Raw genomic sequence first — 26,493 nt, 5'->3', positions numbered from 1 at the left:
GATCTATTGACCAGCCAGCCCCCCTTGGACCACGCCCCATGGAGATGTGTGGCGGGTGAGTGAGTCCATGGACTCACTCACCCGCCACACATCTCGCGGGCCGGCGCGGAGCGCCCTGATCTACGGTGGGCTGATCCGGGTGGGGGTGGATGATCCGCAGGGGCGGCGACAAACGAGGATGCCAGGATGGCCAGCACCAGACCGCCCAGCCAGGGCACCGCGCCGGACCAGCCGTCCCCGGCCGACCAGACACCAGAAGACACGCCGTCGCAGACGCTCACCCTGTCGACGGGCCCCACGCTGCCATCAGAAGCTGCGACGCCGGGAACGGAAGCCGCGCCGGTGCAAGAAGCCGCCCCCGCGCAGGAAGCCACGGACAGGCCCATAGCCGCCCCGGCACCGGAGGCCGCCGACACGCCTGTAGCCGGGCCGGCACCGGAGGCCGCCGACACGCCTGTAGCCGGGCCGGCGGCGCTGAGGTCACCGAAGCCGCCGCGGCGGCCCCGACCGGACCGTGCGGAGCTTCTCGCGGCCTATGGGAAGACCGTCCCGGACCTCGTCGGTCCGGAGACCCGGGTGCTGCTGTGCGGTATCAATCCGTCCCTGGAGTCCGGCGCCACCGGATTCCATTTCGGGACGCCCAGCAATCGGCTCTGGCCGGTCCTGCACTTCGCCGGGTTCACCGGGCGCCGGCTGCATCCGTCCGAGACCGAGCACCTACGCGCCCGGGGCATCGGAATCACGAATCTGGTGCACCGCTCGACCGCTCGCGCCGATGAGATCGCTGACGACGAAATCAGGGCCGGTGTGCCGGTACTCATCGAGCTTGTCGAACGGATCCGCCCGGAATGGGTCGCCTTTCTCGGGCTCGCCGCGTACCGCATCGGCTTCGGGCGGCGGACGGCGAAGGTCGGTCGACAGCCGGAGCGCATCGGTCCCGCCGGGGTGTGGCTGCTGCCGAACCCCAGTGGGCTGAACGCGCACTACCAGCTACCCGACCTTGTCCGGGTCTACGGCGAACTGCGCGAGGCCGCCTTCGGGCCTGTCACGGCCACCACGCCGACAGCGGGCCCGACCGCGGGTCCTGGGCTCAGGTCCGGACACGGCGGCGGCTGACGGCGGCTGACGGCGACGGCTGACGGCGACGGCGGTCGGTGGCGCCGGCCGACGCAAACGCCGAACGGCCCGGTGAACCGCGTACCTGCACGGTTCACCGGGCCGTCCCGGTCACAAGAGTCGGACGCCCGAGCCGGATACCCGACACCGGGCGCCTGACACCAGGCGACGAGCGCCCGGCCGTCAGACACCAGGCCTGGCACCGGGTGCCGGACGAGCGCGGTCACTGCCGCGGTCGCCCGGCACCGGAGTCAGGCTCGCTGGCTCAGCGGTAGTCGCCCGAGCTGCGGTAGTCGAACTCGTCCAGCGGGACGGCCTGGCCGGATCCGGCACCGAAGGCGCCGTACTCGACCGAGGCGCCGTCCTCGTAGCCGCTGACCGAGTACATCGCCGCGCGCGCCTCGTCGGTCGGCTCCACCCGGATGTTGCGGTACCGGGAGATGCCGGTACCCGCCGGGATGAGCTTTCCGATGATGACGTTCTCCTTGAGGCCGACCAGCGAGTCCGAGCGGGCGTTGATCGCCGCGTCGGTGAGCACCCGGGTGGTCTCCTGGAAGGACGCCGCCGACAGCCACGACTCGGTGGCCAGCGAGGCCTTGGTGATGCCCATGAGCACCGGGCGGGCCGAGGCCGGCTGGCCGCCGATCTCCACCACGCGCCGGTTCTCGCCCTCGAAGCGGGCGCGCTCGACGAGCTCACCCGGCAGCAGCGTGGTCTCCCCCGACTCGAGCACGTTCACCCGCTTGAGCATCTGGCGGATGATGATCTCGATGTGCTTGTCGTGGATCGACACACCCTGCGACCGGTACACCTCCTGGACCTGGTCGACCAGGTGGAGCTGCACCTGGCGCGGGCCGAGGATGCGCAGCACCTCGTGCGGGTCGACGGCGCCGTCGATCAGCTGGGCGCCGACGTCGACCCGCTCGCCCTCACGGACCCGCAGCCGGGAGCGGCGGGAGACCGGGTAGGCGATCTCCTCGCTGCCGTCGTCGGGGACGATGACGACCTTGAAGGTCTTCTCCGTCTCCTCGATCTTGACCCGGCCGACGACCTCGCTGATCGGGGCCTTGCCCTTGGGGCTACGGGCCTCGAACAGCTCGACGACACGCGGCAGACCCTGGGTGATGTCGTCACCGGCGACGCCACCGCTGTGGAAGGTACGCATCGTGAGCTGGGTTCCCGGCTCACCGATGGACTGGGCGGCGACGATGCCGACGGCCTCGCCCACGTCCACCAGCTTGCCGGTGGCCAGCGAGCGGCCGTAGCAGTGCGCGCAGACACCCATCCGCGACTCGCAGGTGAGCGCCGAGCGCACCCGCACCGACTCGATCCCGGCCTCGATGATCTGGCCGATGACCACGTCGCCGGCGTCGGCGCCGGCCGGGACGACGACCTCACCCTGGGCGTCCACCGCGTCGGAGGCGAGCGAGCGGGCGTACGCGGAGGTCTCCGCGTAGCGGTCGCGCACCAGCACCCCGTCCGGTCCCTTGCGGGCGATCCGGGTCAGGATGCCGCGCTCGGTGCCGCAGTCCTCCTCGCGGACGATGACGTCCTGGCTGACGTCCACCAGACGACGGGTCAGGTAACCCGAGTCGGCGGTCCGCAGGGCGGTGTCGGCGAGACCCTTACGGGCACCGTGCGTCGAGATGAAGTACTCGACGACGGTGAGGCCCTCGCGGAAGTTCGCCTTGATCGGCCGCGGGATGATCTCACCCTTGGGGTTGGAGACCAGTCCGCGCATGCCGGCGAGCTGCCGGATCTGCATCATGTTTCCGGCGGCCCCGGAGTTGACCAGCGTGTAGACCGGGTTGGTCTCCGGGAAGTTCGCCTCCATGGCCTCGGCGATCTTGTTCGTCGCCTCGGTCCAGATCTGCACCAGCTCGCTGCGGCGCTCCTCGTCGGAGAGGAAACCGCGGCCGAACTGCTTCTCGACCCGCTCGGCCCGCTGCTCGTACTCGTCGAGGATCTGGGCCTTGTTCGGCGGAGCCACGACGTCCTCGATCGCCACCGTCACACCGGACCGGGTGGCCCAGTAGAAACCGGCGCTCTTGAGGGCGTCCAGCGTCGCAGCGACCTGGATCTTCGGGTACCGCTCGGCGAGGTCGTTGACGATCGCCGCCTGCGCCTTCTTGTTCAGCTGGGCGTTGATGAAGGGGTAGCCCTCCGGCAGCGCCTCGTTGAGCAGGCAGCGCCCGAACGTGGTCTCCAGGGTGAACGGGTCACCCGGCAGCCAGTCGGCGGGCGGCGCCCACTCGGCGGGGGGCGTGCTCTCCCGCAGCCGCACCTGGATGCGGGCCTGCAGGTGGATCTCCCGCGCGTCGAAGGCCATCTGGGCCTCGGCGACGCTGGAGAAGAACCGGCCCTCGCCGATCGCACCCTCGGACACCCGGGACAGGTGGAACACCCCGGTGACCATGTCGAGGCTGGGCATGGCCAGCGGACGGCCCGACGCCGGCGACAGGATGTTGTTGCTCGACAGCATCAGGATCCGGGCCTCGGCCTGCGCCTCGGCGGACAGCGGCAGGTGCACCGCCATCTGGTCGCCGTCGAAGTCCGCGTTGAACGCGGTGCAGACCAGCGGGTGGATCTGGATGGCCTTGCCCTCGACCAGCTGCGGCTCGAAGGCCTGGATGCCGAGGCGGTGCAGGGTCGGCGCCCGGTTGAGCAGCACGGGGTGTTCGGTGATGACCTCTTCGAGGACGTCCCACACGACCGGGCGGGCCCGCTCGACCATGCGCTTGGCCGACTTGATGTTCTGCGCGTGGTTGAGGTCGACCAGGCGCTTCATCACGAACGGCTTGAACAGCTCGAGCGCCATCTGCTTGGGCAGGCCGCACTGGTGCAGCTTGAGCTGCGGGCCGACCACGATGACCGAACGGCCCGAGTAGTCGACGCGCTTGCCGAGCAGGTTCTGGCGGAACCGGCCCTGCTTGCCCTTGAGCATGTCGGACAGCGACTTGAGCGGACGGTTGCCGGGCCCGGTGACGGGCCGGCCGCGGCGGCCGTTGTCGAACAGCGCGTCGACGGCCTCCTGCAGCATCCGCTTCTCGTTGTTGACGATGATCTCGGGCGCGCCGAGGTCGAGCAGCCGCTTGAGCCGGTTGTTCCGGTTGATCACCCGGCGGTACAGGTCGTTCAGGTCGGAGGTGGCGAACCGGCCACCGTCGAGCTGGACCATCGGCCGCAGGTCCGGCGGGATCACCGGAACGCAGTCGAGCACCATCCCCATCGGGGAGTTGCGGGTGTTCAGGAACGCCGACACGACCTTGAGCCGCTTGAGCGCGCGGGCCTTCTTCTGCCCCTTGCCGCTGCGGATGGTCTCGCGCAGCGACTCCGCCTCGGCGGCCAGATCGAAGTCGGCGAGCCGGTGCTGCAGCGCCTCGGCGCCCATGCCGCCCTCGAAGTACTGGCCGAACCGGTCGCGCAGTTCGCGGAAGAGCAGCTCGTCCGGCTCGAGGTCCTGGACCTTCATGTTCTTGAACCGATCGAAGACCCGGTCGAGGTCGTCGATCTTGCGCTGGGAGCGGTCACGGATCTGGCGCATCTCGCGCTCGGCCGACTCGCGCACCTTGCGGCGGGCGTCGCCCTTGGCGCCTTCGGCCTCGAGCTGCGCCAGGTCCTCCTCCAGCTTGCGCTGGCGGGTCTCGACGTCGGCGTTCTTCTTGTCCTCGAGCTGCTGCTTCTCAACGCCGATGCGGGCCTCGAGAGTCGGCAGGTCGCGGTGCCGGGAGTCGATGTCGACCTTGGTGATCATGTAGGCGGCGAAGTAGATGACCTTCTCGAGGTCCTTCGGCGCCAGGTCGAGCAGGTAGCCGAGACGGCTCGGCACGCCCTTGAAGTACCAGATGTGGGTGACGGGGGCGGCGAGCTCGATGTGGCCCATCCGCTCGCGGCGCACCTTGGCGCGGGTGACCTCGACGCCACAGCGCTCACAGATGATGCCCTTGAACCGGACCCGCTTGTACTTCCCGCAGTAGCACTCCCAGTCCCGGGTCGGACCGAAGATCTTCTCGCAGAAGAGCCCGTCCTTCTCCGGCTTGAGGGTGCGGTAGTTGATCGTCTCCGGCTTCTTGACCTCACCGAACGACCACTGGCGGATGTCGTCCGCGGTGGCCAGGCCGATGCGCAGCTCGTCGAAGAAGTTGACGTCCAGCAAGACTGTCGCCTGCTCTCTCTTTCTCAGTCGGGACGCTGCCGGGGCCCCCGGGCCGGGGCCTGTGGGCTCCTACCCGGGTGGCACGAGTGGACGGGGGCGGGGGCCCGCCGTGACCGGCCGCAGCCGGTCGGCGCATCCGCCAGGCGGACCCCCCGTCACGTCAGACCTCTTCGACGCTGCTCGGCTCACGCCGTGACAGGTCGATACCGAGCTCCTCCGCCGCGCGGAAGACGTCCTCGTCGGTGTCCCGCATCTCGATGGAGACCCCGTCGCTGGACAGCACCTCGACGTTGAGGCACAGCGACTGCATCTCCTTGATGAGGACCTTGAACGACTCCGGGATACCGGGTTCCGGGATGTTCTCGCCCTTGACGATCGCCTCGTAGACCTTCACTCGGCCGACGACGTCGTCCGACTTGATCGTGAGGAGCTCCTGCAGGGCGTAGGCGGCGCCGTACGCCTCGAGCGCCCACACCTCCATCTCACCGAACCGCTGGCCGCCGAACTGCGCCTTACCACCGAGCGGCTGCTGCGTGATCATCGAGTAGGGCCCGGTCGACCGGGCGTGGATCTTGTCGTCGACCAGGTGCAGGAGCTTGAGGATGTAGATGTAGCCGACCGCCACGGGGTACGGGTACGGCTCTCCGGTGCGGCCGTCGTACAGCTCGGCCTTGCCGGAGGAACCGATCATCTGCTGACCGTCCCGGTTGGGCAGGGTGGCGTCGAGCAGGCCGGTGATCTCCTCCTCGCGGGCACCGTCGAACACCGGCGTCGCCACGTTGGTACCGGGCGGGGCCGCGTCGGCGCCGATGCCGCGCAGGCGCTCCTTCCAGCCCTCCGTGCCGGAGTCGACCTGCCAGCCGGTCTTGGCGACCCAGCCGAGGTGCGTCTCCAGGATCTGGCCGATGTTCATACGACGCGGCACACCGTGCGGGTTCAGCACGACGTCGACGGCGGTGCCGTCGGGGAGGAAGGGCATGTCCTCCACCGGCAGGATCTTGGCGATGACGCCCTTGTTGCCGTGCCGGCCGGCGAGCTTGTCACCGTCAGTGATCTTGCGCTTCTGGGCCACGTAGACGCGGACCAGCTCGTTCACGCCCGGGGGCAGCTCGTCGCCGTCCTCGCGGGAGAACACGCGGACACCGATGACCTTGCCGGACTCGCCGTGCGGCACCTTCAGCGAGGTGTCGCGGACCTCCCGGGCCTTCTCACCGAAGATCGCGCGCAGCAGGCGCTCCTCCGGGGTCAGCTCGGTCTCGCCCTTCGGGGTGACCTTGCCGACCAGCACGTCACCGGGCGACACCTCGGCACCGATCCGGATGATGCCGCGCTCGTCGAGGTCGGCGAGGACCTCCTCGGCGACGTTCGGGATGTCCCGGGTGATCTCCTCCGGGCCCAGCTTGGTGTCCCGGGCGTCGACCTCGTGCTCCTCGATGTGGATCGAGGAGAGGACGTCGTCCTGCACCAGGCGCTGGGAGAGGATGATCGCGTCCTCGTAGTTGTGCCCCTCCCACGGCATGAAGGCCACCAGGAGGTTCTTGCCCAGCGCCATCTCGCCGTTGTCGGTGCACGGGCCGTCGGCGATGACCTGGCCGGCCTCGACGCGGTCGCCCTCGAAGACGATCGGCTTCTGGTTGATGCAGGTGCCCTGGTTCGACCGGCGGAACTTCGCCAGGCGGTAGGTGCGCCGCGTCCCGTCGTCGTGCATGACGGTGATGTAGTCGGCCGACAGGTCCTCGACCACGCCGGACTGGCCGCAGACGACCACGTCGCCGGCGTCCTTGGCCGCGCGGGCCTCCATGCCGGTGCCGACCAGCGGAGCCTCGGAACGCAGCAGCGGAACCGACTGGCGCTGCATGTTCGAGCCCATCAGGGCACGGTTGGCGTCGTCGTGCTCGAGGAAGGGGATCATCGCCGTCGCGACGGACACCATCTGCCGCGGCGAGACGTCCATGTAGTCGACCTCGTCCGGCGGGATGAACTCGACCTCACCGCCCTTGCGGCGGACCAGGACGCGGTCCTCGGCGAACGTGCCGTCCGGGTTCAGCGGGGTGTTCGCCTGCGCCTTGACGTGGCGGTCCTCCTCGTCCGCGGTCAGGTAGTCGATCTGGCCGGTGACCCGGCCGTTCTCCACCTTGCGGTACGGGGTCTCGACGAAGCCGAACGGGTTGACCCGCGCGAACGTCGACAGCGAGCCGATCAGGCCGATGTTCGGGCCTTCCGGCGTCTCGATCGGGCACATCCGGCCGTAGTGGCTGGGGTGCACGTCGCGGACCTCGAAGCCGGCCCGCTCCCGGGACAGACCGCCGGGGCCCAGCGCCGACAGGCGGCGCTTGTGGGTCAGGCCGGCCAGCGGGTTCGTCTGGTCCATGAACTGGGAGAGCTGGCTGGTGCCGAAGAACTCCTTGATGGAGGCGACGACCGGCCGGATGTTGATCAGGGTCTGCGGCGTGATCGCCTCGACGTCCTGGGTCGTCATGCGCTCGCGGACGACGCGCTCCATCCGGGCCAGGCCGAGGCGGACCTGGTTCTGGATGAGCTCGCCGACCGTGCGCAGGCGCCGGTTGCCGAAGTGGTCGATGTCGTCGACCTCGTAGTTGTCCGGGTCCTGGCCCGCGTGCAGCTTGACGATGTACTCGATCGTGCGGACGACGTCGTCCTCGGTGAGGACGCCGACGTCGTGCGCGACCTCGAGGGTCAGCTTCTTGTTCACCTTGTAGCGGCCGACCTTGGCCAGGTCGTAGCGCTTCGGGTTGAAGAAGAGGTTCTCCAGCAGGGTCTGCGCCGACTCCCGCGTCGGCGGCTCGCCCGGGCGCAGCTTGCGGTAGATGTCGAGCAGGGCGTCGTCCTGGCTGGAGGTGTGGTCCTTCTCCAGGGTGACCCGCATCGACGGGAAGTCGCCGAAGCGCTCCAGGATGCGGGCCTCATCCCAGCCCAGGGCCTTGAGCAGGACGGTGACCGACTGGCGGCGCTTGCGGTCGATGCGGACGCCGACGGTGTCCCGCTTGTCGATCTCGAACTCGAGCCAGGCCCCCCGCGAGGGGATGACCTTGCAGGAGAACAGATCCTTGTCGGACGCCTTGTCGATCGCCTTCTCGAAGTACACACCCGGGGACCGGACGAGCTGGCTGACCACCACGCGCTCGGTGCCGTTGATGACGAACGTGCCCTTCGGGGTCATGAGCGGGAAGTCGCCCATGAACACCGTCTGGCTCTTGATCTCACCGGTGGTGTTGTTGGTGAACTCGGCGGTGACGAACAGCGGCGCCGAGTAGGTCATGTCCTTGTCCTTGCACTCCTCGACGGAGTACTTGGGGGGCTCAAACCTGTGATCCCGGAAGGACAGGGACATCGAGCCGGAGAAATCCTCGATCGGGGAGATCTCCTCGAAGACCTCCTCGAGCCCGGAGGTGATGGGGACATCGTTCCTGTCGGCGTCGATGGCCTCCTGGACCCGCTCCGCCCAGATGTCGTTGCCGATCAGCCAATCGAATGACTGCGTCTGCAGGGCGAGAAGATCCGGGACCTCGAGGGGCTCGATGATCTTTGCGAACGAGATGCGGGAGGCGGAACGCGAGGCGGCCAAGGTGGTCCTTCCGGTGGCCTGATCGTGGGGCTGGCGTCGCGGATGTCAAGGATCCGTAAGGGGGTGGTCAGGTGATCAGTGTCTCGCTACGGTTGTGCGGAACGTCGGCGGGGGGTACCCCGGCAATGCGAGGATCCCGAGATGGAGACTGCGTCGCGGATGCGGCAACCAGCCGGGCGGCGACCGCCCGTGCGGACGCCGGCGCGGGCGAAACGGTGGGGCCGAGCGCCCGCGTGATGCCTGGAGTCCACTGACTCGGGGCATGACGGAGCGGCCGCGGGTCTGGTCGGCACGTGTGTGGCAAGGCCACGCGGCGCCGGCGCGGCGATCTCGGATCGACGTGTCGGTGCAAGGGCGAGAAGTCTCGTTCGGGTCTCGGTTCGGACAGCCGGGCCGCCGTGCCCGCAAGCGAGACACGGCCACGCCGCTCTCGCGTCACCCCGAACCCGCTGAGGCGGCAGGTGCCCGGTCAATGGACCGAAGGACCGCGGACCGCCCCGCGGCGCGAACCCGATCACCCCAAGGGGCCGGATCCCGATGTCGAACGTGTTACCGACGAGCCCGATGCAACGAGAAAGACAGCGCAAACTAGCAGTGTAGCCGACGGCTTCACTGCTGGCAAGGACGAGACCTGATCACGTCGCGCGCCGCTTCCCTACGAAGGTTCGCGAAATGATGGAACTCCGTAGCCCCGGAGCTAGTCAAGGCCTCAAGGGCAACATCGTCTCGGCCCGATCTCGCCGTTGACACGTCGCTCCAGGTGAGCCGGACCGCCGCCGGCCGTCGGCGGCCGAGCGCCTTCGCCGGCCCGCCCCACGGGAAGATGCCCCGTGAGAAGGCCATTCGTGCATGAGACGGACGAAGACGTCGCCCTGATCGCGCCCACCGACCGGCCGCCCGAACGGCCGATCACGACCTCTCAGGCCGTCCCGCGGGCCCGCCCCACGGCCCGACGACGACACCGAAGTCTTACCACCACCGGCCCCGCCCGCCAGTCGGATCACCACCCGCCGCGCCGCCCCACCGGACCGCCGTGCCACCGTGCCACCGTGCCACCGTGCCACCGGACGCCACTGTGCCACCGGACCCGCGCCGCCGCGCCGCACCCGGCCGCACAGTGCCGGACACACCGAAGCCCCGCCCCGGACGTACCGGGACGGGGCTCAAGGTCACCCGCTCCCCGACCGGCGGGAGGCCGGCCGGGGAGCGGGATGTCCGCCGCGACGACAGCGCGCTGGCGCCGGGGCCACGGCGGACCGGTGCCGGCAGGCGGCACCGGTACCGAACTACTTGACGGTGACGGTGGCGCCGGCGCCCTCGAGGGCCGCCTTGGCCTTGTCCGCGGCCTCCTTGGCGACCTTCTCCAGGACGGGCTTGGGGGCGCCGTCCACGAGGTCCTTGGCCTCCTTGAGGCCCAGGCTGGTGAGCGCGCGGACCTCCTTGATGACCTGGATCTTCTTGTCGCCGACGGACTCGAGGATCACGTCGAACTCGTCCTGCTCCTCGACGGCGGCGGCCTCGCCGCCCGCGCCACCGGCCACCGGGCCGGCCGCGATGGCGACCGGGGCGGCCGCGGTCACGCCGAACGTGTCCTCGAACTGCTTCACGAACTCCGAGAGCTCCAGGAGCGTCATCTCCTTGAACGCTTCGAGGAGATCGTCGGTCGAAAGCTTCGCCATGGTGGCGGTTCCTTCCTGGTAATGCCGATCAGATGATCCGGCGCCCGGCCGTGCCGGGGGGTGTCGTCAGGTGGGTGGTCGGTCGTCGCGCCCCGTGGGACGCGGCCCCGCCGGGACACCACCCGCGTGGGCGGCTCGGTGCGGGCCAGCTGTGGCCACACCGGGACACCGCCTCGCGGGACGGGGGTCCCGTCAGGCGTCGCTCGTCAGGCGTCCACGGAGACCGGCTCGGCGCCGGCCGTCTCCTCCCGCTGCGCGCGCAGGGCCTCGGCGAGCCGAGCCACCTGCGACAGCGGGGCGGCGAAGAGGCCGACCGCCTTGGCCAGCGAGCCGTTCATGGCTCCGGCCATCTTGGCGAGCAGGACCTCGCGGGACTCCAGGTCGGCGAGCTTGCGGATCTCCTCCGCATTCATCGCCTTGCCTTCGACGACCCCGCCCTTGACGACCAGAGCCGGGTTGGCGCGGGAGAAGTCCCGCAGGCCCTTGGCCGCCTCGACCGGGTCGCCGCCGACAAACGCGACGGCCGTCGGACCGACGAGCAGGTCGTCGATGCCGGACACGCCGGCCTGTGCCGCGGCGATCTTGGTAAGGGTGTTCTTGACCACCGCGTAGCGGGTGGTCTCGCCGAGGGCGCGGCGCAGCTCGGTGAGCTGACTCACCGTCAGGCCGCGATACTCGGTCAGCACCGCGGCGGTCGAACCACGGAACTCCTCGGCGATCTCCGCCACCGCGGCGGTCTTCTCCGAGTTCGCCATCGGGCTCCTTCAATGGTCGGCCGGCCATATCGAAGGACCCGGAAACGACGAACGCCCCGGCGCAGGAGGCACGGGGCGTCAAGGGCGACGATCTTCGCCCGCCGACCGTACCCACCTGGGTGAGTTCGGAGCCGGCACAGCGGCGATGCGTGAGCCACTTCCCGTCCGCCACCTACGCGGGCCGCTCGGGGAAACCGAGCCTTCGGCCTCCGACGACAGGTCTCCGAAAAACTCGGGACCCGACGGCCGGAGTACGACCAGCGGTCTTCGGTGTGGAACTGTTCATCATCGTAGCAGGAGCAACGCGGAACGAACGAAGGGCACACACCGCGGACGGTGCGTGCCCTCGTCGTGCCGTTCGATTCGAACTGGTCCGGCCCGGTCGTACGATTCCGGTCGAACTCGTCCGGTCTTCCGGTCGGCGCCGTTCCGGTCAGGCCGAGATCTCCTCGAGGAGGTTCCGGGTCCGGTTCGGGTCCACGGGGATGCCGGGGCCCATCGTCGTGGCGAAGGTGACCTTCTTGAGGTACCGGCCCTTGGCCGCCGACGGCTTGACCCGGACGATCTCGTCGAGGGCGACGGTGTAGTTCTCGATGAGCTGGGTCTCGGAGAAGCTCACCTTGCCGATGACGATGTGCAGGTTGCCCTGCTTGTCGACCCGGAAGTTGATCTTACCGCCCTTGATGTCGCCGACGACCTTGGCGACGTCCAGGGTGACGGTGCCGGTCTTCGGGTTCGGCATGAGCCCACGCGGCCCGAGGATGCGGGCGATCCGGCCGACCTTGGCCATCTGGTCGGGCGTCGCGACCGTGGCGTCGAAGTCGAGGAAGCCCTCCTGGATGCGGGCCACCAGGTCGTCGCTGCCGACGATGTCGGCGCCCGCGGCGGTGGCCTCGGCGGCCTTCTCGCCGGCGGCGAACACCGCGACCCGCGGGGACTTACCGGTGCCGTGCGGCAGGTTGACCGTGCCACGCACCATCTGGTCGGCCTTGCGCGGGTCGACGCCGAGCCGGATGGCGACCTCGACGGTGGCGTCGTACTTCGTGGACGACGTCTCCCGGGCCAGCCGGGCCGCGTCGAGCGGGCTGTAGAGAGCGGTCGCGTCGATCTTCTCTGCCGCGGCGCGGTAGGCCTTGCTGCGCTTCATGAGTTCTCCTCGTGGTGTTGGCGGGTCCCGCTCCGCGCCGTCCGACCCGGGCTCAACCCGGGCCGTGGCAGCGACGAGCCCTCCCACATACCTGCGTTCATCCGTGCGTCGCGACGAGCCCGCCGCGATGTCACACGTGTACTGCCTTGTGTCGCCCTTGTGCCGTCCGCTCCCGCCGCGTGCGTCGGAACGTCCGGCGGGACTTCCCACGCGTTCGCGCGGGACACGGTCATACGGACACGGTCACTCGCCGACGGTGATACCCATCGAGCGCGCGGTACCGGCGATGATCTTCTCCGCGGCCTCGATGCTGTTCGCGTTGAGGTCCGGCAGCTTCGTCTGGGCGATCTCGCGCACCTGGGCCGGGGTCAGCTTCGCGACCTTGACCCGGTGCGGCGTGCCGCTGCCCTTGTCCACACCGGCGGCCTTGAGGATCAGCCGGGCGGCGGGCGGGGTCTTGGTGACGAAGGTGAACGACCGGTCGTCGTACACCGTGATCTCGACCGGCACGACGTTGCCGGTCTGCGACTCGGTGGCCGCGTTGTACTGCTTGCAGAACTCCATGATGTTCACGCCGTGCTGGCCCAGGGCGGGACCGACCGGCGGCGCCGGGGTCGCCTTGCCGGCGTTGATCTGGAGCTTGATCAGCGCAGTGATCTTCTTCTTCTTGGGAGGCATCTGTTCGTCTTCCTACCGGGGTTCTACGGAGCGGATCAGATCTTCGCGACCTGGTTGAACTGGAGCTCGACCGGTGTCTCCCGACCGAAGATGGAGACGAGTACCTTCAGGCGCTGCGCGTCGAGGTTGATCTCGCTGATGGTGGCCGGCAGGGTGGCGAACGGGCCGTCCATGACGGTGACGGACTCCCCGACCTCGAACTCCTGGGCCTTGACCGTCTCGACCTTCTTCTCCTTCGGCGCCGCCGGCGCGAGGATGGAGACGACCTCCTCGCGGCGCAGCGGCGACGGCCGGTTCGTCAGGCCCACGAACCCGGTCACACCCGGCGTGTTGCGGACCGCCGACCAGGACTGGTCGGTCAGATCCATCCGGACGTAGATGTAGCCGGGGTACTTCTTCTGCTGTACGAGCTGGCGCTTGCCGTTCTTGACGACCGGGACCTCTTCGGTCGGGACCTCGATCTGGAAGATGTAGTCCTCCATGTTGAGGCTGGAGATCCGGGTCTCGAGATTGGTCTTGACCTTGTTCTCGTAGCCCGCGTAGGAGTGCACGACGTACCACTCGCCGGGAGCGTCCTCGAGCGCCCGGAGCAGGTCGTCGCCATCATCCTGAGGCTCGGGCGTCGCGACCGCGGTGGCCGGCACGGCGTCAGCGGCCGGCGCGGCATCGGCCGCCACCGTCGCGGGCGTGTCGGCGGTGGAGCCGCCGTCGGGCCCGAGGTCGTCCTCGAGGTCGTCCTTCTCAGGTGCGGCCGCGGCGTCCGTGCTCGCGACCTCGTCGCGCTCGAACGCCGCAAGGGGGTCGAGACGGTCGAGGGCCTCTCCCTGCTCGGAGGAGGCGTGCTCGGGAGACTGGGACACGCGGTCGTTCCTTCTCTCGTGGACGGGTGGACAGTGGGTGGTTCTCCCGCCGGCGGACCTGATCCGCCGAACGGCCGGCCGCCGACCGGGTCGCCCGCCGCGACCCGTGCCAGCGGGACGCACCCGGCCACACAGGGCCGGGACGACGGCACGAACCGGTGCCCGGGCCGAGCACCGCGCCGCACCGACGATCGGTCGGCCCGGCTCGCTGCCCATGGCGGCTCCGGTGTCAGCCGAAGACCGCGAGGACCGCCTTCGTCAGGCCGAAGTCGAGGCTAGCCACGAAGGCCGTCATCACCGTGACGAAGACAAGCACGACGACCACGTAGGTGATCAGCTCGCTCCGGCCCGGGTAGACGACCTTGCGAAGCTCCGCGATGACCTCGCGGACGAACTGACGAATCCTGCGGACAATCGAGAACGGCGACCGTCGACGGTCGGCCCGCGCGGACCTACCGGCCCGCGGTGCCGCGTCACGCGTATCGGTCGCCACTCAGCTCCACCCACTCGTTCGTCGGTCCAACGCAGGGGCGACAGGACTCGAACCTGCAACCGCCGGTTTTGGAGACCGGTGCTCTACCAATTGAGCCACGCCCCTTAGACGTACCCGGACCACCACCTAGTTCCCACCGTGCCGCCTTCGCTCTCCGTCAGGCTTCCCGATGATTTTCAAAGGATCTTCGCGATCCTCTAAAGATCATTTAGGGCCGTTCGGTGGAGCTACCGGCTGCAGGCGGGGGCTGACAGGCCGAGCGGAACGAGCATACCCCTTCATCGACCGGATGCCGGCCGCACGGTGCTCTTCGACGTCCGCAGGTCGCCCCAGGAGGGGCCGGACGGGCCAGCCCGATCCCCTACTCACGTGGCAGCATGGCTGCCATGAGCAGGATCTCCCACCGCATCGCGGGCATCGCGCCTTCCGCGACCCTCGCCGTCGACGCGACCGCCAAGGCGATGCGCGCCGCGGGCCGGGACGTGATCGGCTTCGGTGCCGGCGAGCCCGACTTCCCGACTCCCGAACACATCGTCGCCGCCGCGGAGAAGGCGTGCCGCGAGCCGCGCATGCACCGCTACACCCCGGCTGCCGGCCTCCCCGAGCTGCGGGAGGCCGTCGCGGAGAAGACCAGGCGCGACTCCGGCCTGGTCGTCGAGCCAAGCCAGGTCCTCATCACCAACGGTGGCAAGCAGGCTGTCTACCAGGCGTTCGCGACTCTGCTCGACCCAGGGGACGAGGTTCTCCTGCCTGCCCCCTACTGGACGACCTACCCCGAGGCGATCCGCCTCGCCGGCGGTGTGCCGGTCGACGTCGTGACCGGGCCCGAGGCCGGCTACCGCGTCACCGTCGAGCAGCTCGAGGCCGCCCGGACCCCCCGTACCAAGGTCCTGCTGTTCTGCTCCCCCTCCAACCCGACCGGCGCAGTCCACACCCCGGAGGAGGTCCGCGCGATCGGCCGCTGGGCCGCCGAAGCCGGCATCTGGGTGCTCAGCGACGAGATCTACGAGCACCTGGTCTACGGCGAGGCCCGCTTCGCCTCGATGCCCGTCGAGGCACCCGAGCTGGCCGACCGCTGGGTCGTCGTCAACGGCGTCGCCAAGACCTACGCGATGACCGGCTGGCGGGTCGGCTGGCTGATCGGCCCGCTCGACGTCGTCAAGGCGGCCACCAACCTGCAGTCGCACGCCACCTCGAACGTCTCGAACGTCGCCCAGGCCGCGGCGCTCGCCGCCGTCGCCGGCCCGCTCGACGCCGTCCACGAGATGCGGACGGCCTTCGACCGCCGCCGCAAGACCATGCACGAGATGCTCGTGCAGATCCCCGGCGTGCGGTGCCCCCTGCCCGACGGCGCCTTCTACGCCTACCCGTCGCTGGAGGGCGTGCTCGGCCGGACGCTGCGCGGTCGCACGCCGGCGACCTCGGCCGAGCTGTGCCAGTTCATCCTGGAAGAGGCCGGCGTCGCGATCGTGCCCGGGGAGGCCTTCGGCACCCCGCGCTTCGCCCGCCTGTCCTACGCCCTCGGGGACACCGACCTGGTCGAAGGTGTCCGCCGGCTCGGCGCCCTGCTGTCCGAAGCCGTCTGAGGACGGCTGAGCGCACCGTCCACCTCCACGCACCCCGGAGTCGAGGCGATGTCCGGCTGACGGACACCGGCTGACTGACGTGCACCCGGCCGTCGTAGCTACGACGGCCGGCAGCGGGCCCCGCGGCACACCGCCGCGGGGCCCGTCGGCGTGTGGGGCCGGGCCGCGCCGCGCCGGTATCCGGGTGTGGGACCGGGCCCCACGGGACGCTGCCGGGCGCCGCCGGGGTCAGGCAAGCTGGACGGTCGCCCGCGCCGCCATGAGGACCTTGGCACCCTCGTGTCGGACTGTGAGGTTGACCACGACCCTCCCGCCGTCGAGCTTTTTCTCCACAACGCCCCGCACAGAGATCTGCGCGCCCTCGTCGTCGTCGGGCACGACCACGGGTGAGGAGAACTTCACGCCGTACTCGACGACGGCCGCCGGGTCGCCGACCCAGTCGGTGACGAGACGGCCCGCCGTGGCCATCGTCAGCATGCCGTGCGCGAGCACACCGGGGAGCCCGGCCTCGGCGGCCACCCGCTCGTTCCAGTGGATCGGGTTGAAATCGCCCGACGCGCCGGCGTAGCGCACCAGATCGGCTCGCCGCAGCGGGAAGACCCGGTCACCGATCTCGGTACCGACGTCGACGGCGTCATAGGTGACGGTGGTGGGCATGCCGGCTCCGATCGAACCCTCGGCGGGACGCCGCGTCAGCGGGGCGGCGCGGCGACGTCGCGGTGGTCAGCGAGAAAGTGGTCAACGAGGCGGCGCGGTGCCGCGGGAGACCAGGCTGCACGTTCCCTCCGCGACCAGCTCGCCACTCGTCGTCGTGAACTCGTAGGACGTCACCAGCACCTCGTTGCGGCCGACCGAGCGGATGGACGCCAGCGTCGAGCGCACCACGAGCTCGTCGCCCGCGACAACCGGGCGGTGCAGGGTGAACCGCTGGTCACCGTGGACGACGAGGGAGTAGTCCAGGCCGAGAGCAGGATCGTCGGTCGGCAGGCCGAGGTCGCCCGGGATCGCCGTGACCAGGAAGGTCGGCGGGGCGAGCAGGTCGGCGTGACCGGCGGCCTTCGCCGCCTCCACGTCGTGGAAGAGCGGGTTGCCGTCGCCGATGGCGCGCGCGAACTGGCGGATGTGCTCACGTCCCACCTGGAACGGGACGTCGGAGGTGTAACTACGTCCGACAAAGTCCTGGTTCAGCGGCACCGCACGCTCCGATCTCGACGTTGCCGGATCCCGATGTCGCCGGAACCCGGGCTTACCAGACCGGTTCGAGACCCTATCGGGCCCGCGCCCGCGCGGACAGCATCGCCACCCGGACCGCGGCACCGCCCGGACGGCGCGGCCACCGGAGCCGCGTCGTCACTCGGACGGCGCGGCCACTCGGGACGGCGCGGTGACGGCATGACGAAACCGGGCGGGTCCGTGTGTCGCGGACCCGCCCGGAGTAAGTCGTGTGTCGCGGTCACCGCGCCTGCGCCGGGGCTCGCCCCGCCCGGTCGACGGCGCCCCGCCAGCCGTGGTCGGCCGACGGGCTAGCGCGTCTCGCGGTGCTCGGTGTGCGTGCGGCAGTTCGGGCAGAACTTGCGCAGCTCGAGACGGTCCGGGTCATTCCGCCGGTTCTTGCGCGTGATGTAGTTGCGGTGCTTGCACACCTGACACGCCATTGTGATCTTCGGACGAACGTCGGTGGCAGCCACGGCGAGATGCCTCTTCCTGTCTCGAATTCTCTACAGGCCAAGGGGCCGCGACTCACCAGACCCCTGGAGGGTGACACGGTGTGCCGCGACCCGATGGTAGCGGTGGCCGGACTTGAACCGGCGACACAGCGATTATGAGCCGCTTGCTCTGCCAGACTGAGCTACACCGCCATGACGGATCACCAGCGAGCGAAGATCCGACTGACAGTATAAGCGGACAGACCACCAACTGCCGATCACGATCCTGCCCGATACCGGACCGCCTGAGCCCCTTTACGGAATCGAACCGTAGACCTTCTCCTTACCATGGAGACGCTCTGCCGACTGAGCTAAAGGGGCGTGCTCGCGCGGGACTCACGTTACACGACTCCGGCGACTTCGTGGCGGGCACCCCCCACACTTCCGCCCGGCGCCGACCGTCCGGCTCGCCCGCATCCACGCGCGGCCGGCGGGAACGTGCCGATCGACCCGGACGGCAGGCGGGTGACCAGACCCCGCGAACACGGCCAGAAGGCCGACACGGCGAACTAACGGTGACGTCGAGCCCGACACGCACCCCCCGCTGATAGCTGTAAGTAATCGCATGAGTGCCTAGCGTGTTGCTCGGCCGTGGACGCGCGCCTCACAGGTGCTACCGCAGCCGCCGCCGCGCCTCCCAGCATCGAGGGTTGCTCATGCCGCTCACGTACCGTCACTCCCGAGATCCACAGACCCCGGACGCGGCGCCCATCGTCCCGCGTGCGCCGTGGGAGAGCCAGCCGGCCGCCTCACCGCGGCCGCTCCCCCTCGCCGGGGTACCTGTCCCGGCCGGGACCTCACTGCCACCTGGAACGTCCTACGCGACGCTGCGCGCCGCGTTCCCGGATCGGCCCGTGTCGGGGCCACCGTCACCGAAGAGACCACAGAACGCGACCGCCAAGGTGGCGTTTCCGGCAGCCGCCAGCTTCGCTCACGATCTGCCCGCGGCCGGCGAGACACAGGCCGGAGCGGCGCAGCCCGGCGTCGTCTGGGCCGGCGAGATCGTGATGGCCGAGCCCGCGGCTGCCGGCCGGGTGGCAGTCGACCGGGTCGCTGCCGGCCGGGTGGCAGTCGGCCGGGTGACAGTCGGCCGGGTCGCGGTCGACGAGGCGCTGGCCGCCTGGCGCCTGCGCAATGCCGGACGGTTCTCCGCGCGGGTCCTCAGCGCGGCCACGGTGGCCGTCACCGCCGTCGCGCTCTCCGCGCCGGCCGCGGGCGCGCTGCCCACGCCGCAGGCGTCCGGGGTCTCAACTCCGTCGGCGCAGATCACCCCGCAGACACAGATCACCCCGCCGACGCAGACCTCGCCCGCGACACAAATCACACCGTCCGCAGCGGCGGCACCAACGCCGTCGCCGGCGGCCCAGGCACCAGCGAACGGGGCGGCGGCGACCACGACACCCGCACCCGCGGCGCAGACATCCGCACCCGCGGAACCGACACCGGCATCCGCCACACCCTCGGAGCCGGCGCCCGACCCGGCGCCCGTGCCACCCGGGGCGACTCCACCTGCGCCGCCCGGGGCCACCCCTCCCGTGCCGCCTGGGGCCAGCCCGCCGGCGGCGGGCATGACACCGGCACCCGGGCCGGGGACGTCCGAGCCCGTCCTGTCCACGGAGCCGTCCCCCGCCTGGCCCAAGGGCATCGACATCGCATCGTGGCAGCACCCCGGGTCGGCGCCGATCGACTGGAACGCGGTCAAGGGTGCCGGCATGACCTTCGCAATCGTGAAGGCCACCGAAGGGACCAATTACACGAATCCGTTCTTCGTCGGCGACCGGGACGCGGCCGGCAAGGCGGGCCTCGTCGTCGGCGCCTACCACTACGCCCGCCCGGCAGCCCCGATCTCGACCGCCGTCGACCAGGCCCGGCACTTCCTGGCTGTGACCGGCCTCACGCGCACAGCCGGCCACCTGGCTCCGGTCCTGGACCTGGAGACCACCGGCGGGCTCGATCCGGTGGCCCTCGCGGCCTGGACCCGGGCCTTCCTGGAGGAGATCGAGTCCCAGACCGGCCGGGCGCCCATCCTGTACACGTACCGGTCGTTCTGGACGAACAGCATGGCCGATACGAAGGAGTTCGCCCGGTACCCGTTCTGGTTCGCCATCTACAACAACGAGTCCACCCCGGGATGGCTGCCGGGCGGCTGGCCCGGCTGGGCGATGTGGCAGTACACGTCCTCTGGCGTGGTCCCCGGGATCATCGGGAGCGTCGACATGAACGTCGTGTGCTGCTCCGCCCCCGCGCTGACCGGGCTCGCCGACGGCACCCTCTCCGAGATCGACAAGCGGTACGCGGCGGCCGGGCTGCTGCAGCTCGCTCTCGGGGCGCCCACCGAAGCGGAGGTCGTCGCGGGCGGCGGCGGCCGCTGGCGCCCCTTCAAGAACGGGCTGATCTACTGGTCCGTCGCGACGGGACCGCGGGTGCTGCACGGCAAGATCGCGAAGAAGTACCTGGGCCTCGGCGGGACCAACAGCTTCCTCGGACGTCCGCTCGGCGACGTCGAGTGGGCCGCCGCGCCCGGCGCCCACCAGGCGATCTTCCAGGGCGGCTGGATCTACTGGCACCCGACGACCGGGGCGCACGAGGTGCACGGCCTGATCCTGCGCCGCTACCTCGAACTGGGCGGCTCGACGTCCAGCCTGGGTCTTCCGATCACGGACGAGTACTCGGTGCCGGGCGGCCGGGAGAGTGCCTTCCAGTTCGGCAAGCTGCGCTGGACGGCCGCGACGAACGCGGTGACCCTGCTGCCCGCGGCGGCGCCCTGACGCCACCCACCCCTGTCCGGCCTGACGGCGCACATCCCCGACCCCGAAACGAACGCGAGGAGTGACGAAGGCCTACGCGGGGTATCTGACGCCGAGTGCGGCGGACTGTGGCCACTTGGTCACATGCTGCGCCGTCGTGCAGCCGGGAGGACCAGATGGCAGATCTGCGGCAGGTACGCAACACGGACGGCTGGCTGATCTTCGCGGCCGTCATCATGTTCATCGTCGGTTTCCACAACCTCATCTACGGCATCGCGTCACTACGCGACTACATCGTGATCGTGGACAATCTCTACTCCACCTCGACGGGCACCGGGGTGATCTACGCCAACACCACCTTCTGGGGCTGGCTGTGGATCGTCGTCGGCATCGTCCAGATGGGGATCGCGTTCGGCATCGCGGCCGGCAACGAGCTGTCCCGCTGGGTGGGCATCGTCATCGCCGCGCTCAACGCGATCGGCCAGCTCGCGTTCATGGCCGCCTTCCCCATCTGGTCGGTGATCATCATCGCCATCGACGTCCTCGTCATCTACGCGCTGGCCACCTACCAGACGCGCGGCCGTGGCGGCGCCGCCGAGCCCTACCCGAGTGACCGTCCCGGGATGACCCGCGGCGCGCCCACGACGGCTCGCAGCGGGGTGCGCGCCGGAGCGGGCGGCGGCTACGACCGCGACCAGGGCTACACCTCCGACCAGGGCTACGCCTCCCAGCCGGGCCAGACCGACCGCGGCGAGGGCTACCCGGCGGGCCCGCCCGACCCCGGTCAGCGGTCGGGCGGGCCGGGCCTCAGGCCGGGCGACCCCGGCTACCGGGACCCGAGCCGGAAGGACGGCCCCGGGGGTTCGGGCGCCGGCATCCGGTGACGGTATGACCGCCGAGGCCGCCGCGGACCTGTCACCGCGGCGGCCTCGGCACGACCTGACCACGCATCTGTCACCGCGGCGTTCCCGGCACGACCTGATCACGCCACAGCCGGCAGCGGCGGACGAATCCGGCCAGGTGCTCGGCCGCGAAGCGGTCCGGGTCCCAGTCGGACGTCCGCACGTCGGTCACGTCACGCCAGAGATAGGCGACCGCCGAACCACCGCCGACCAGGGTGAGCTCGCGCGCCTCGTACGGATCGCCCTCGAAGAGGTCGAGCAGCTCGCGTTCGATCCTGGTCAGACCGCTCAGGCACCTGCCCGAGCACACGTCGCCGGGACGTGCGGGGACCAGGCCCGGGTAGCTCCGCCCCGGCAGCGCCGCCGCCCGCCAGCCGCCGACGGCCGCCGGAGTGATGGTCGGCACCCGGCCGAGCAGCGCATCGACGACCACGTCGAAGCGCAGCGTCCCGTAGACGAACAACGCTCCGGCCACGTCCGAAGTCATCCCGGTCCCGCGTGTCCGACGTCAGGCTGTCCGGGTGCTAGCGAGCCGCGTCGAGGTCGGCGCGGGTGAGGGTGGGGAGCAGCGTCAGGCCGATCTCCGCGAGCCGCTCCCGGCCACCCTCCTGGCGATCGATGACGCACAGGACGTCCTCGACGACCGCGCCCTGCTCGCGCAGCACCCGGGTGGCGTCGAGCACGGCCCCGCCACTGGTCACCACGTCCTCGACCAGGACGATCCGCCGACCCTCGACCTCGCCGCCCTCGGCGATGCGCCGGGTTCCGTACTCCTTCGCCTTCTTGCGGACGAACCGGGCCGGCAGGCCGGTACGGGCCGACAGCAGCGTGGCCAGCGGAACGCCGCCCAGCTCCAGGCCGGCGAGGAGATCTGTGTTCGGCGGGAGATGCACCGCCATCGCCTCGACGATGTCGGCGAGCAGCGCCGGCTCGGCCTCGAACAGATACTTGTCGAAGTACTCGGTGCTCGTACGGCCCGACCGGAGGAGGAAGGTCCCGGTCAGGTGGGACGCCGCCCGCACCCGGGCGGCCAGCGCTTCGATGTCGGCCACGTCTGCCGACTCTACGGCCCGCCACCGCGCCGCCAGCAGGCTTCGGCCGGACGGCGGAGGCGGTGCGGCCGGGTCGGGGCCGGCGGTAACGGATCAGGCCCCCGCGGGCACCTTGTCGAGGAAGCCGAGCACCTGGGTGATGCGGCCGTCGGCGCCGCGTTCGATCACGTCGAACCCGACGACGAGGGGTTCGGCACCGGGCTGGCCAAGGCCCCAGGTGAAGCGGGCCTGGGCGTGGTGGGCGTCGACCTGCCCCAGCATGGTCATCGTCAGGCCGGGGAACTGTCCCTGCACCGCTCCGATCATCGTGTCGATGGCGTCGTGGCCCTCGGCCGTGGCGATCGGGTCGACATAGCGGGCCCCGGGGGCCAGGGCCTTCGCCACGGCAGCCCTCCGTAGAGCGGGGTCGGTCTCGTTCCACGCGGCGATGTAGTTCAGGGCCAGGGTCGCGAGGTCGTCCACGGTGTGTCCTCACTCTCGGATTCATCATTGTCGGATTCACCGGCGGATCTGGCTGCCGGGCGGCGGACCTGCCCGGCCGCTTCGGCGGTGGGACCGATGCTGCCGGCCCGAGGTGCGGCCCGTCGATTACCTGTGAAGTCATGGCCCGACGACGGCGGCGGCGCCTACGGTCGTGCCATGAGCCTCGCCCGCGAGCCCGGTCGGCCGGTGGGAGCGTTGCTGCGCGGCTGGCGGGAGCGGCGCAGGCTCACCCAGCTGGACCTCGCTGAACGCGCGAACGTCTCGACGCGCCACATCAGTTTCGTGGAGAACGGGCGGTCCCGACCGACAAGCGAGATGATCATCTCGCTGTCCGGGCATCTCGACGTCCCGCTCCGGGAACGCAACCAGCTGCTGCTGGCCGGAGGCTACGCACCGGCCTACTCCGAGAGCGATCTCGCCTCGCCGCCGATGTCCGCGGTGAGCGCGGCGATCGACCGGGTGCTCACCGGCCTCGGGCCGCTGCCCGCGGCGGTCATCGACCGGCACTGGGAGCTCGTCGCCGCGAACGACGCGATCGACCTGTTCACCGCGGGCGCGGCCGCACGGCTGCTGGAGCCCCCCGTCAACGTGCTCCGGCTCAGCCTGCACCCCGAAGGCATGGCCCCGCGCATCCTGAACCTTCCGGAGTGGAGGGCACACCTGCTCGACCGGCTGGCCCGGCAGGCCGACGCGACCGGTGACCAGGTCCTCCGGGACCTCCACACCGAGCTCAGCGCGTACCCCGTGCCCGACCGCGTCGCAGATGGGGCTGCCGACGGCGGCGAGCGTGGCCGTGCGGGACGCCCGGCCGAACCCTGGACGGCGAACGGCATAGTCACCCCGGTGCGCTACCGGTCACCCCGGGGCGAGCTCTCGCTCTTCACCACCACCACCGTTTTCGGCACGCCCACCGACGTGACCGTCTCGGAGCTCGCGGTCGAGACCTTCTTCCCAGCGGACGCCCCCACCGCCAGTCTTCTCTACGGATCCGCTCTTCTCTACAGATCCGCACGCACCTGATCGGTCCCTGCAGGCCGGGGCAGCCCCGGGCGGTCCGCCGTGAGCACTGGTGACGTCCGTTTGGTGCATGTCTCCCAGCCCAGACCGGCCGGTCGGCCCTGACCGCACAGACCCACGGAGTCCCGAGCCAGGCAGCCGTGGCCCAGGTCGGGCTGCACGCCGCCTTACGCACGCCGCTCGACCGTCGTAGGGCGTGTCGGCGTGCCCTGAGCTCGGACCCCGACAGTAGCCATGCTCGGTGGGACCGGTCGGGGACATGGAACAGGCCCCGGATTCTTCTCCAGGGCCTGTGTCGCAGCATGTTCCCCGGGTAACCCGGGGTGGTGGCAGGTGATGGATTCGAACCATCGTAGGCTGAGCCGACGGTTTTACAGACCGCTCCCTTTGGCCGCTCGGGCAACCTGCCGTGTTCAACAAGCATACCGGTCGCACCGAGTGGACTGACGGGGAGGGTCCCCCCAACACTCCGGCCCGCGCCCGGCCCGCGTCACGGGGCCGGCGCTCGCCCCGTACGACTTGACCAGGAGGTCCGTGCCCGTGGCAGATCCGTCCTTCGACATCGTCAGCAAGGTCGACACCCAGGAGATCGACAACGCGGTCAACCAGACGGCGAAAGAGATCAAGACCCGCTTCGACTTCCGGGACACCGGGGCCTCCGCGGCGCTGTCCGGCGAGTCGATCCTCCTGCAGGCCAACAGCGAGGATCGGGTGAAGGCCGTCCTGGACGTTCTGCAGGAGAAGTTCGTGAAGCGCGGCATCTCGCTGAAGTCGCTCGAGCACGGCGAGCCGCGGCAGTCGGGCAAGGAGTACAAGCTGACGGTGACCGTCCAGCAGGGCATCGCGGACGAGAAGGCCAAGGCCATCGCCAAGAAGATCCGCGCGGACGGCCCGAAGGGCGTGCAGGCGCAGATCCAGGGCGACCAGCTCCGGGTCACCGGCAAGAAGCGGGACGACCTGCAGCGGGTCATCCAGCTTCTCAAGGCCGAGGACTTCGACGTACCGCTGCAGTTCGTCAACTACCGGTGATCGCCCTCGCCCGCCGACACCGGCGGGCGACGGCGACCAGCCCGGACTGACGCCGCCCGGACACAGCGCGCCGCGGCCCCGCAGCGCGTGCCCCGCAGCCCCCAGCGCCGTGGCGGTGCGGGCAGGGCCGCGGGACGGACCGCAATTCACGGGGCGTATGCACGGGAAGAAGCACGATCGCCGCCGCACGGCAGAAAGCGTTAGGAACATCCGGCGGTAGATGTCCGAAATAGGTGCACCCCGCCCGATGGGGGGTTTCGGGCGGGGTGCGTGCGGCGGAACCTGGGGGGTACGCTCCGCCGCTGTCTGGAAGCTTTGAGACTACTCGCTATCCAGCGCTTCAGCGTGCCTTCCCCGGGTCTCGTCGTGACGCGGTGGTGAACTCCGCGTTCCCGGCATGTTCCTTCCATGCCAAGCCACATCGGCCGCCACCGAGGAGCCGCGCCCATCCGGTCGGTGCCATGAAGGGAATGCCGACGTCACGGCCTGAATCAGGCGATCCGGCGCGCCGCTCCCGGCCGGCAAAGCGACCGGGAGCCGATTCCTCCGGCGGAACCGTGGCGGTGGGGTTGAGGGTGGACGGAGTAGGCGGATTGGGTGGGGTTACCGATACGGGTTCATCCTGGCGCGCTGCTCCAACCGGGCGATCCGCTCGGCGATCGGCGGGTGGGTCGAGAAGAACCGGCCGATGCCGCCGCCACGGAACGGGTTCGCGATCATCAGCGCGGCGGCCGGGCCCAGCCGCGAGTTGGCTGGCAGCGGCCTGGCGGCCGTGCCGGCCTCCAACTTGCGCAGGGCGCTGGCCAGGCCGAGCGGGTCGCCGGTGAGGGTCGACCCGGATTCGTCCGCCTGGTACTCGCGGGCCCGGCTGATCGCCAGCTGGATGATCGTGGCGGCGATCGGGCCGACGACGATGAGGGCCAGCATCTCCAGTACCCCGGGGCCGTCCTCGTCGCGACCGCCGCCGAAAATGGCAAACCACTGCAGCATGTTTGCCAGATAAACGATGATGCCCGCGAGCGCGCCCGCAACCGAGGCGATGAGGATGTCGCGGTTGTAGACATGGCTCAGCTCATGCCCGAGGACACCACGGAGCTCACGGTCATCCATGATCTCCATGATTCCCTCGGTGCAGCACACGGCCGCGTTACGGGGGTTTCGCCCGGTCGCGAAGGCGTTCGGTGACGATGTGGGGCTCAGGTACAGCTTGGGCATCGGCATGCGCGCCCGGGTGGCGAGCTCCTGGACGATCGCGTAGAGCCGGGGCTGCTGAACCTGGCTCACCGGATACGCCCGCATCGCTCGCAGGGCGATCCGATCCGAGTAGAAGTAGGAGAATCCGTTCATCGCGAGCGCGAGAACGACGGCGATGACGAGGCCGCTCGTGCCGAAGAGCGACCCGATCCACACGATCGCGGCCGAGAGAACGCCGAGGAGAAGCGCCGTCTTCAGCCCGTTGAGACTGCGATGAAGCATGGCTGTCGCGTATCCGTCCTGTCGA

21 protein-coding genes and 4 tRNA genes are annotated in these 26,493 nt (G+C 70.2%); 6 read left to right on the top strand and 19 right to left on the bottom strand.

Annotated elements, in window-relative coordinates; all coding sequences use genetic code 11:
• The first annotated feature begins 474 nt into the window (after positions 1-474).
• Positions 475-1,116, top strand: a complete 642-nt coding sequence (mug, locus tag FMEAI12_RS06585; protein WP_235013762.1) for a G/U mismatch-specific DNA glycosylase — start codon at positions 475-477, stop codon at positions 1,114-1,116.
• Positions 1,117-1,381: 265 nt separating this feature from the next.
• Here mug and FMEAI12_RS06580 read toward each other — a convergent pair whose 3' ends face one another.
• The 9 genes from FMEAI12_RS06580 to FMEAI12_RS06540 form a co-directional block, all read right to left on the bottom strand.
• The gene (locus tag FMEAI12_RS06580; RefSeq protein WP_071066150.1) at positions 1,382-5,272 is read right to left on the bottom strand and encodes a DNA-directed RNA polymerase subunit beta'; all 3,891 of its coding nucleotides are present in this window, start codon (positions 5,270-5,272) and stop codon (positions 1,382-1,384) included.
• Between the two features lie 160 nt (positions 5,273-5,432).
• Entirely contained in the window at positions 5,433-8,858 is a 3,426-nt protein-coding gene (gene rpoB, locus FMEAI12_RS06575; protein ID WP_071066151.1) for a DNA-directed RNA polymerase subunit beta, read from the bottom strand.
• Between the two features lie 1,286 nt (positions 8,859-10,144).
• A complete protein-coding gene (rplL, locus tag FMEAI12_RS06570) occupies positions 10,145-10,537 on the bottom strand; it encodes a 50S ribosomal protein L7/L12 (protein ID WP_071066152.1) in 393 nt (130 codons plus the stop codon).
• Positions 10,538-10,743: 206 nt separating this feature from the next.
• A complete protein-coding gene (rplJ, locus tag FMEAI12_RS06565) occupies positions 10,744-11,292 on the bottom strand; it encodes a 50S ribosomal protein L10 (protein WP_071066153.1) in 549 nt (182 codons plus the stop codon).
• Positions 11,293-11,725: 433 nt separating this feature from the next.
• Complete coding sequence (gene rplA / locus FMEAI12_RS06560; RefSeq protein ID WP_071066154.1) at positions 11,726-12,439, bottom strand: 50S ribosomal protein L1; 714 nt, start codon at positions 12,437-12,439, stop codon at positions 11,726-11,728.
• A 243-nt stretch (positions 12,440-12,682) separates the two neighbouring features.
• Positions 12,683-13,117, bottom strand: coding sequence for a 50S ribosomal protein L11 (gene rplK / locus FMEAI12_RS06555; protein ID WP_018505143.1), 435 nt, complete (start codon positions 13,115-13,117; stop codon positions 12,683-12,685).
• Between the two features lie 35 nt (positions 13,118-13,152).
• The gene (gene nusG, locus FMEAI12_RS06550; protein WP_071066155.1) at positions 13,153-13,977 is read right to left on the bottom strand and encodes a transcription termination/antitermination protein NusG; all 825 of its coding nucleotides are present in this window, start codon (positions 13,975-13,977) and stop codon (positions 13,153-13,155) included.
• A gap of 229 nt (positions 13,978-14,206) precedes the next feature.
• Positions 14,207-14,470 (bottom strand): preprotein translocase subunit SecE, encoded by a 264-nt coding sequence (gene secE, locus FMEAI12_RS06545; RefSeq protein ID WP_020463489.1) that lies wholly within the window; start codon positions 14,468-14,470, stop codon positions 14,207-14,209.
• A gap of 32 nt (positions 14,471-14,502) precedes the next feature.
• Positions 14,503-14,575 (bottom strand) — tRNA-Trp (locus tag FMEAI12_RS06540).
• 272 nt (positions 14,576-14,847) lie between these two features.
• On the opposite strand from FMEAI12_RS06540, the gene FMEAI12_RS06535 reads away from it, so the two are divergent.
• Positions 14,848-16,056, top strand: a complete 1,209-nt coding sequence (locus FMEAI12_RS06535) for a pyridoxal phosphate-dependent aminotransferase (protein WP_112105336.1) — start codon at positions 14,848-14,850, stop codon at positions 16,054-16,056.
• A gap of 228 nt (positions 16,057-16,284) precedes the next feature.
• Here the strand turns inward: FMEAI12_RS06535 and FMEAI12_RS06530 are convergent, their stop codons facing one another.
• From FMEAI12_RS06530 to FMEAI12_RS06510, 5 genes are all read right to left on the bottom strand, one after another.
• The gene (locus tag FMEAI12_RS06530) at positions 16,285-16,713 is read right to left on the bottom strand and encodes a MaoC family dehydratase (protein WP_020463491.1); all 429 of its coding nucleotides are present in this window, start codon (positions 16,711-16,713) and stop codon (positions 16,285-16,287) included.
• An 81-nt stretch (positions 16,714-16,794) separates the two neighbouring features.
• A complete protein-coding gene (locus FMEAI12_RS06525; RefSeq protein ID WP_112105335.1) occupies positions 16,795-17,250 on the bottom strand; it encodes a MaoC family dehydratase N-terminal domain-containing protein in 456 nt (151 codons plus the stop codon).
• A 329-nt stretch (positions 17,251-17,579) separates the two neighbouring features.
• Positions 17,580-17,711 (bottom strand): 50S ribosomal protein L33, encoded by a 132-nt coding sequence (rpmG, locus tag FMEAI12_RS06520; protein WP_226931056.1) that lies wholly within the window; start codon positions 17,709-17,711, stop codon positions 17,580-17,582.
• Positions 17,712-17,838: 127 nt separating this feature from the next.
• Positions 17,839-17,915 (bottom strand) — tRNA-Met (locus tag FMEAI12_RS06515).
• A 95-nt stretch (positions 17,916-18,010) separates the two neighbouring features.
• Positions 18,011-18,083: transfer RNA gene (locus tag FMEAI12_RS06510), tRNA-Thr, on the bottom strand.
• Between the two features lie 581 nt (positions 18,084-18,664).
• Here FMEAI12_RS06510 and FMEAI12_RS39745 point away from each other — a divergent pair.
• Complete coding sequence (locus FMEAI12_RS39745) at positions 18,665-20,530, top strand: GH25 family lysozyme (protein WP_306769246.1); 1,866 nt, start codon at positions 18,665-18,667, stop codon at positions 20,528-20,530.
• 155 nt (positions 20,531-20,685) lie between these two features.
• Positions 20,686-21,393 (top strand): hypothetical protein, encoded by a 708-nt coding sequence (locus FMEAI12_RS06500; protein ID WP_112105334.1) that lies wholly within the window; start codon positions 20,686-20,688, stop codon positions 21,391-21,393.
• Between the two features lie 70 nt (positions 21,394-21,463).
• Here the strand turns inward: FMEAI12_RS06500 and FMEAI12_RS06495 are convergent, their stop codons facing one another.
• The 3 genes from FMEAI12_RS06495 to FMEAI12_RS06485 form a co-directional block, all read right to left on the bottom strand.
• Positions 21,464-21,898 (bottom strand): gamma-glutamylcyclotransferase family protein, encoded by a 435-nt coding sequence (locus FMEAI12_RS06495; protein ID WP_112105333.1) that lies wholly within the window; start codon positions 21,896-21,898, stop codon positions 21,464-21,466.
• Positions 21,899-21,935: 37 nt separating this feature from the next.
• Positions 21,936-22,463, bottom strand: coding sequence for an orotate phosphoribosyltransferase (gene pyrE / locus FMEAI12_RS06490; protein WP_071066160.1), 528 nt, complete (start codon positions 22,461-22,463; stop codon positions 21,936-21,938).
• Positions 22,464-22,556: 93 nt separating this feature from the next.
• Positions 22,557-22,925, bottom strand: coding sequence for a nuclear transport factor 2 family protein (locus FMEAI12_RS06485; RefSeq protein WP_071066161.1), 369 nt, complete (start codon positions 22,923-22,925; stop codon positions 22,557-22,559).
• A gap of 177 nt (positions 22,926-23,102) precedes the next feature.
• Here FMEAI12_RS06485 and FMEAI12_RS06480 point away from each other — a divergent pair, with 177 nt between their 5' ends.
• Positions 23,103-23,966 (top strand): helix-turn-helix domain-containing protein, encoded by an 864-nt coding sequence (locus tag FMEAI12_RS06480; protein ID WP_112105339.1) that lies wholly within the window; start codon positions 23,103-23,105, stop codon positions 23,964-23,966.
• Positions 23,967-24,287: 321 nt separating this feature from the next.
• Here the strand turns inward: FMEAI12_RS06480 and FMEAI12_RS06475 are convergent.
• A tRNA-Tyr gene (locus tag FMEAI12_RS06475) sits at positions 24,288-24,372 on the bottom strand.
• Between the two features lie 131 nt (positions 24,373-24,503).
• On the opposite strand from FMEAI12_RS06475, the gene FMEAI12_RS06470 reads away from it, so the two are divergent.
• On the top strand, positions 24,504-24,992 hold the full coding sequence (locus FMEAI12_RS06470; RefSeq protein ID WP_020463499.1) for a YajQ family cyclic di-GMP-binding protein: 489 nt from the start codon (positions 24,504-24,506) through the stop codon (positions 24,990-24,992).
• Between the two features lie 603 nt (positions 24,993-25,595).
• On the opposite strand, the gene htpX is transcribed toward FMEAI12_RS06470, so the two are convergent.
• Positions 25,596-26,468, bottom strand: coding sequence for a zinc metalloprotease HtpX (htpX, locus tag FMEAI12_RS06465; RefSeq protein WP_071066162.1), 873 nt, complete (start codon positions 26,466-26,468; stop codon positions 25,596-25,598).
• Between the last annotated feature and the right edge of the window lie 25 nt (positions 26,469-26,493).

The sequence above is a fragment of the Parafrankia sp. Ea1.12 genome (assembly GCF_900465275.1).
GTDB classification, from domain to species: domain Bacteria; phylum Actinomycetota; class Actinomycetes; order Frankiales; family Frankiaceae; genus Parafrankia; species Parafrankia soli.
The sequence above is the reverse complement of the archived record's forward strand: the minus strand, read 5'-3'. Positions and strand labels throughout refer to the sequence as shown.

What these genes read in the sequence shown, in the direction of transcription:
- rplL (WP_071066152.1), bottom strand. Translation starts at nt 10,537, where the DNA reads ATGGCGAAGCTTTCGACCGACGATCTCCTCGAAGCGTTCAAGGAGATG.
- rplJ (WP_071066153.1), bottom strand. Translation starts at nt 11,292, where the DNA reads ATGGCGAACTCGGAGAAGACCGCCGCGGTGGCGGAGATCGCCGAGGAG.
- rplA (WP_071066154.1), bottom strand. Translation starts at nt 12,439, where the DNA reads ATGAAGCGCAGCAAGGCCTACCGCGCCGCGGCAGAGAAGATCGACGCG.
- rplK (WP_018505143.1), bottom strand. Translation starts at nt 13,117, where the DNA reads ATGCCTCCCAAGAAGAAGAAGATCACTGCGCTGATCAAGCTCCAGATC.
- FMEAI12_RS06535 (WP_112105336.1), top strand. Translation starts at nt 14,848, where the DNA reads ATGGCTGCCATGAGCAGGATCTCCCACCGCATCGCGGGCATCGCGCCT.
- FMEAI12_RS06530 (WP_020463491.1), bottom strand. Translation starts at nt 16,713, where the DNA reads ATGCCCACCACCGTCACCTATGACGCCGTCGACGTCGGTACCGAGATC.
- rpmG (WP_226931056.1), bottom strand. Translation starts at nt 17,711, where the DNA reads ATGGCGTGTCAGGTGTGCAAGCACCGCAACTACATCACGCGCAAGAAC.
- FMEAI12_RS06500 (WP_112105334.1), top strand. Translation starts at nt 20,686, where the DNA reads ATGGCAGATCTGCGGCAGGTACGCAACACGGACGGCTGGCTGATCTTC.
- FMEAI12_RS06495 (WP_112105333.1), bottom strand. Translation starts at nt 21,898, where the DNA reads ATGACTTCGGACGTGGCCGGAGCGTTGTTCGTCTACGGGACGCTGCGC.
- FMEAI12_RS06480 (WP_112105339.1), top strand. Translation starts at nt 23,103, where the DNA reads ATGAGCCTCGCCCGCGAGCCCGGTCGGCCGGTGGGAGCGTTGCTGCGC.
- htpX (WP_071066162.1), bottom strand. Translation starts at nt 26,468, where the DNA reads ATGCTTCATCGCAGTCTCAACGGGCTGAAGACGGCGCTTCTCCTCGGC.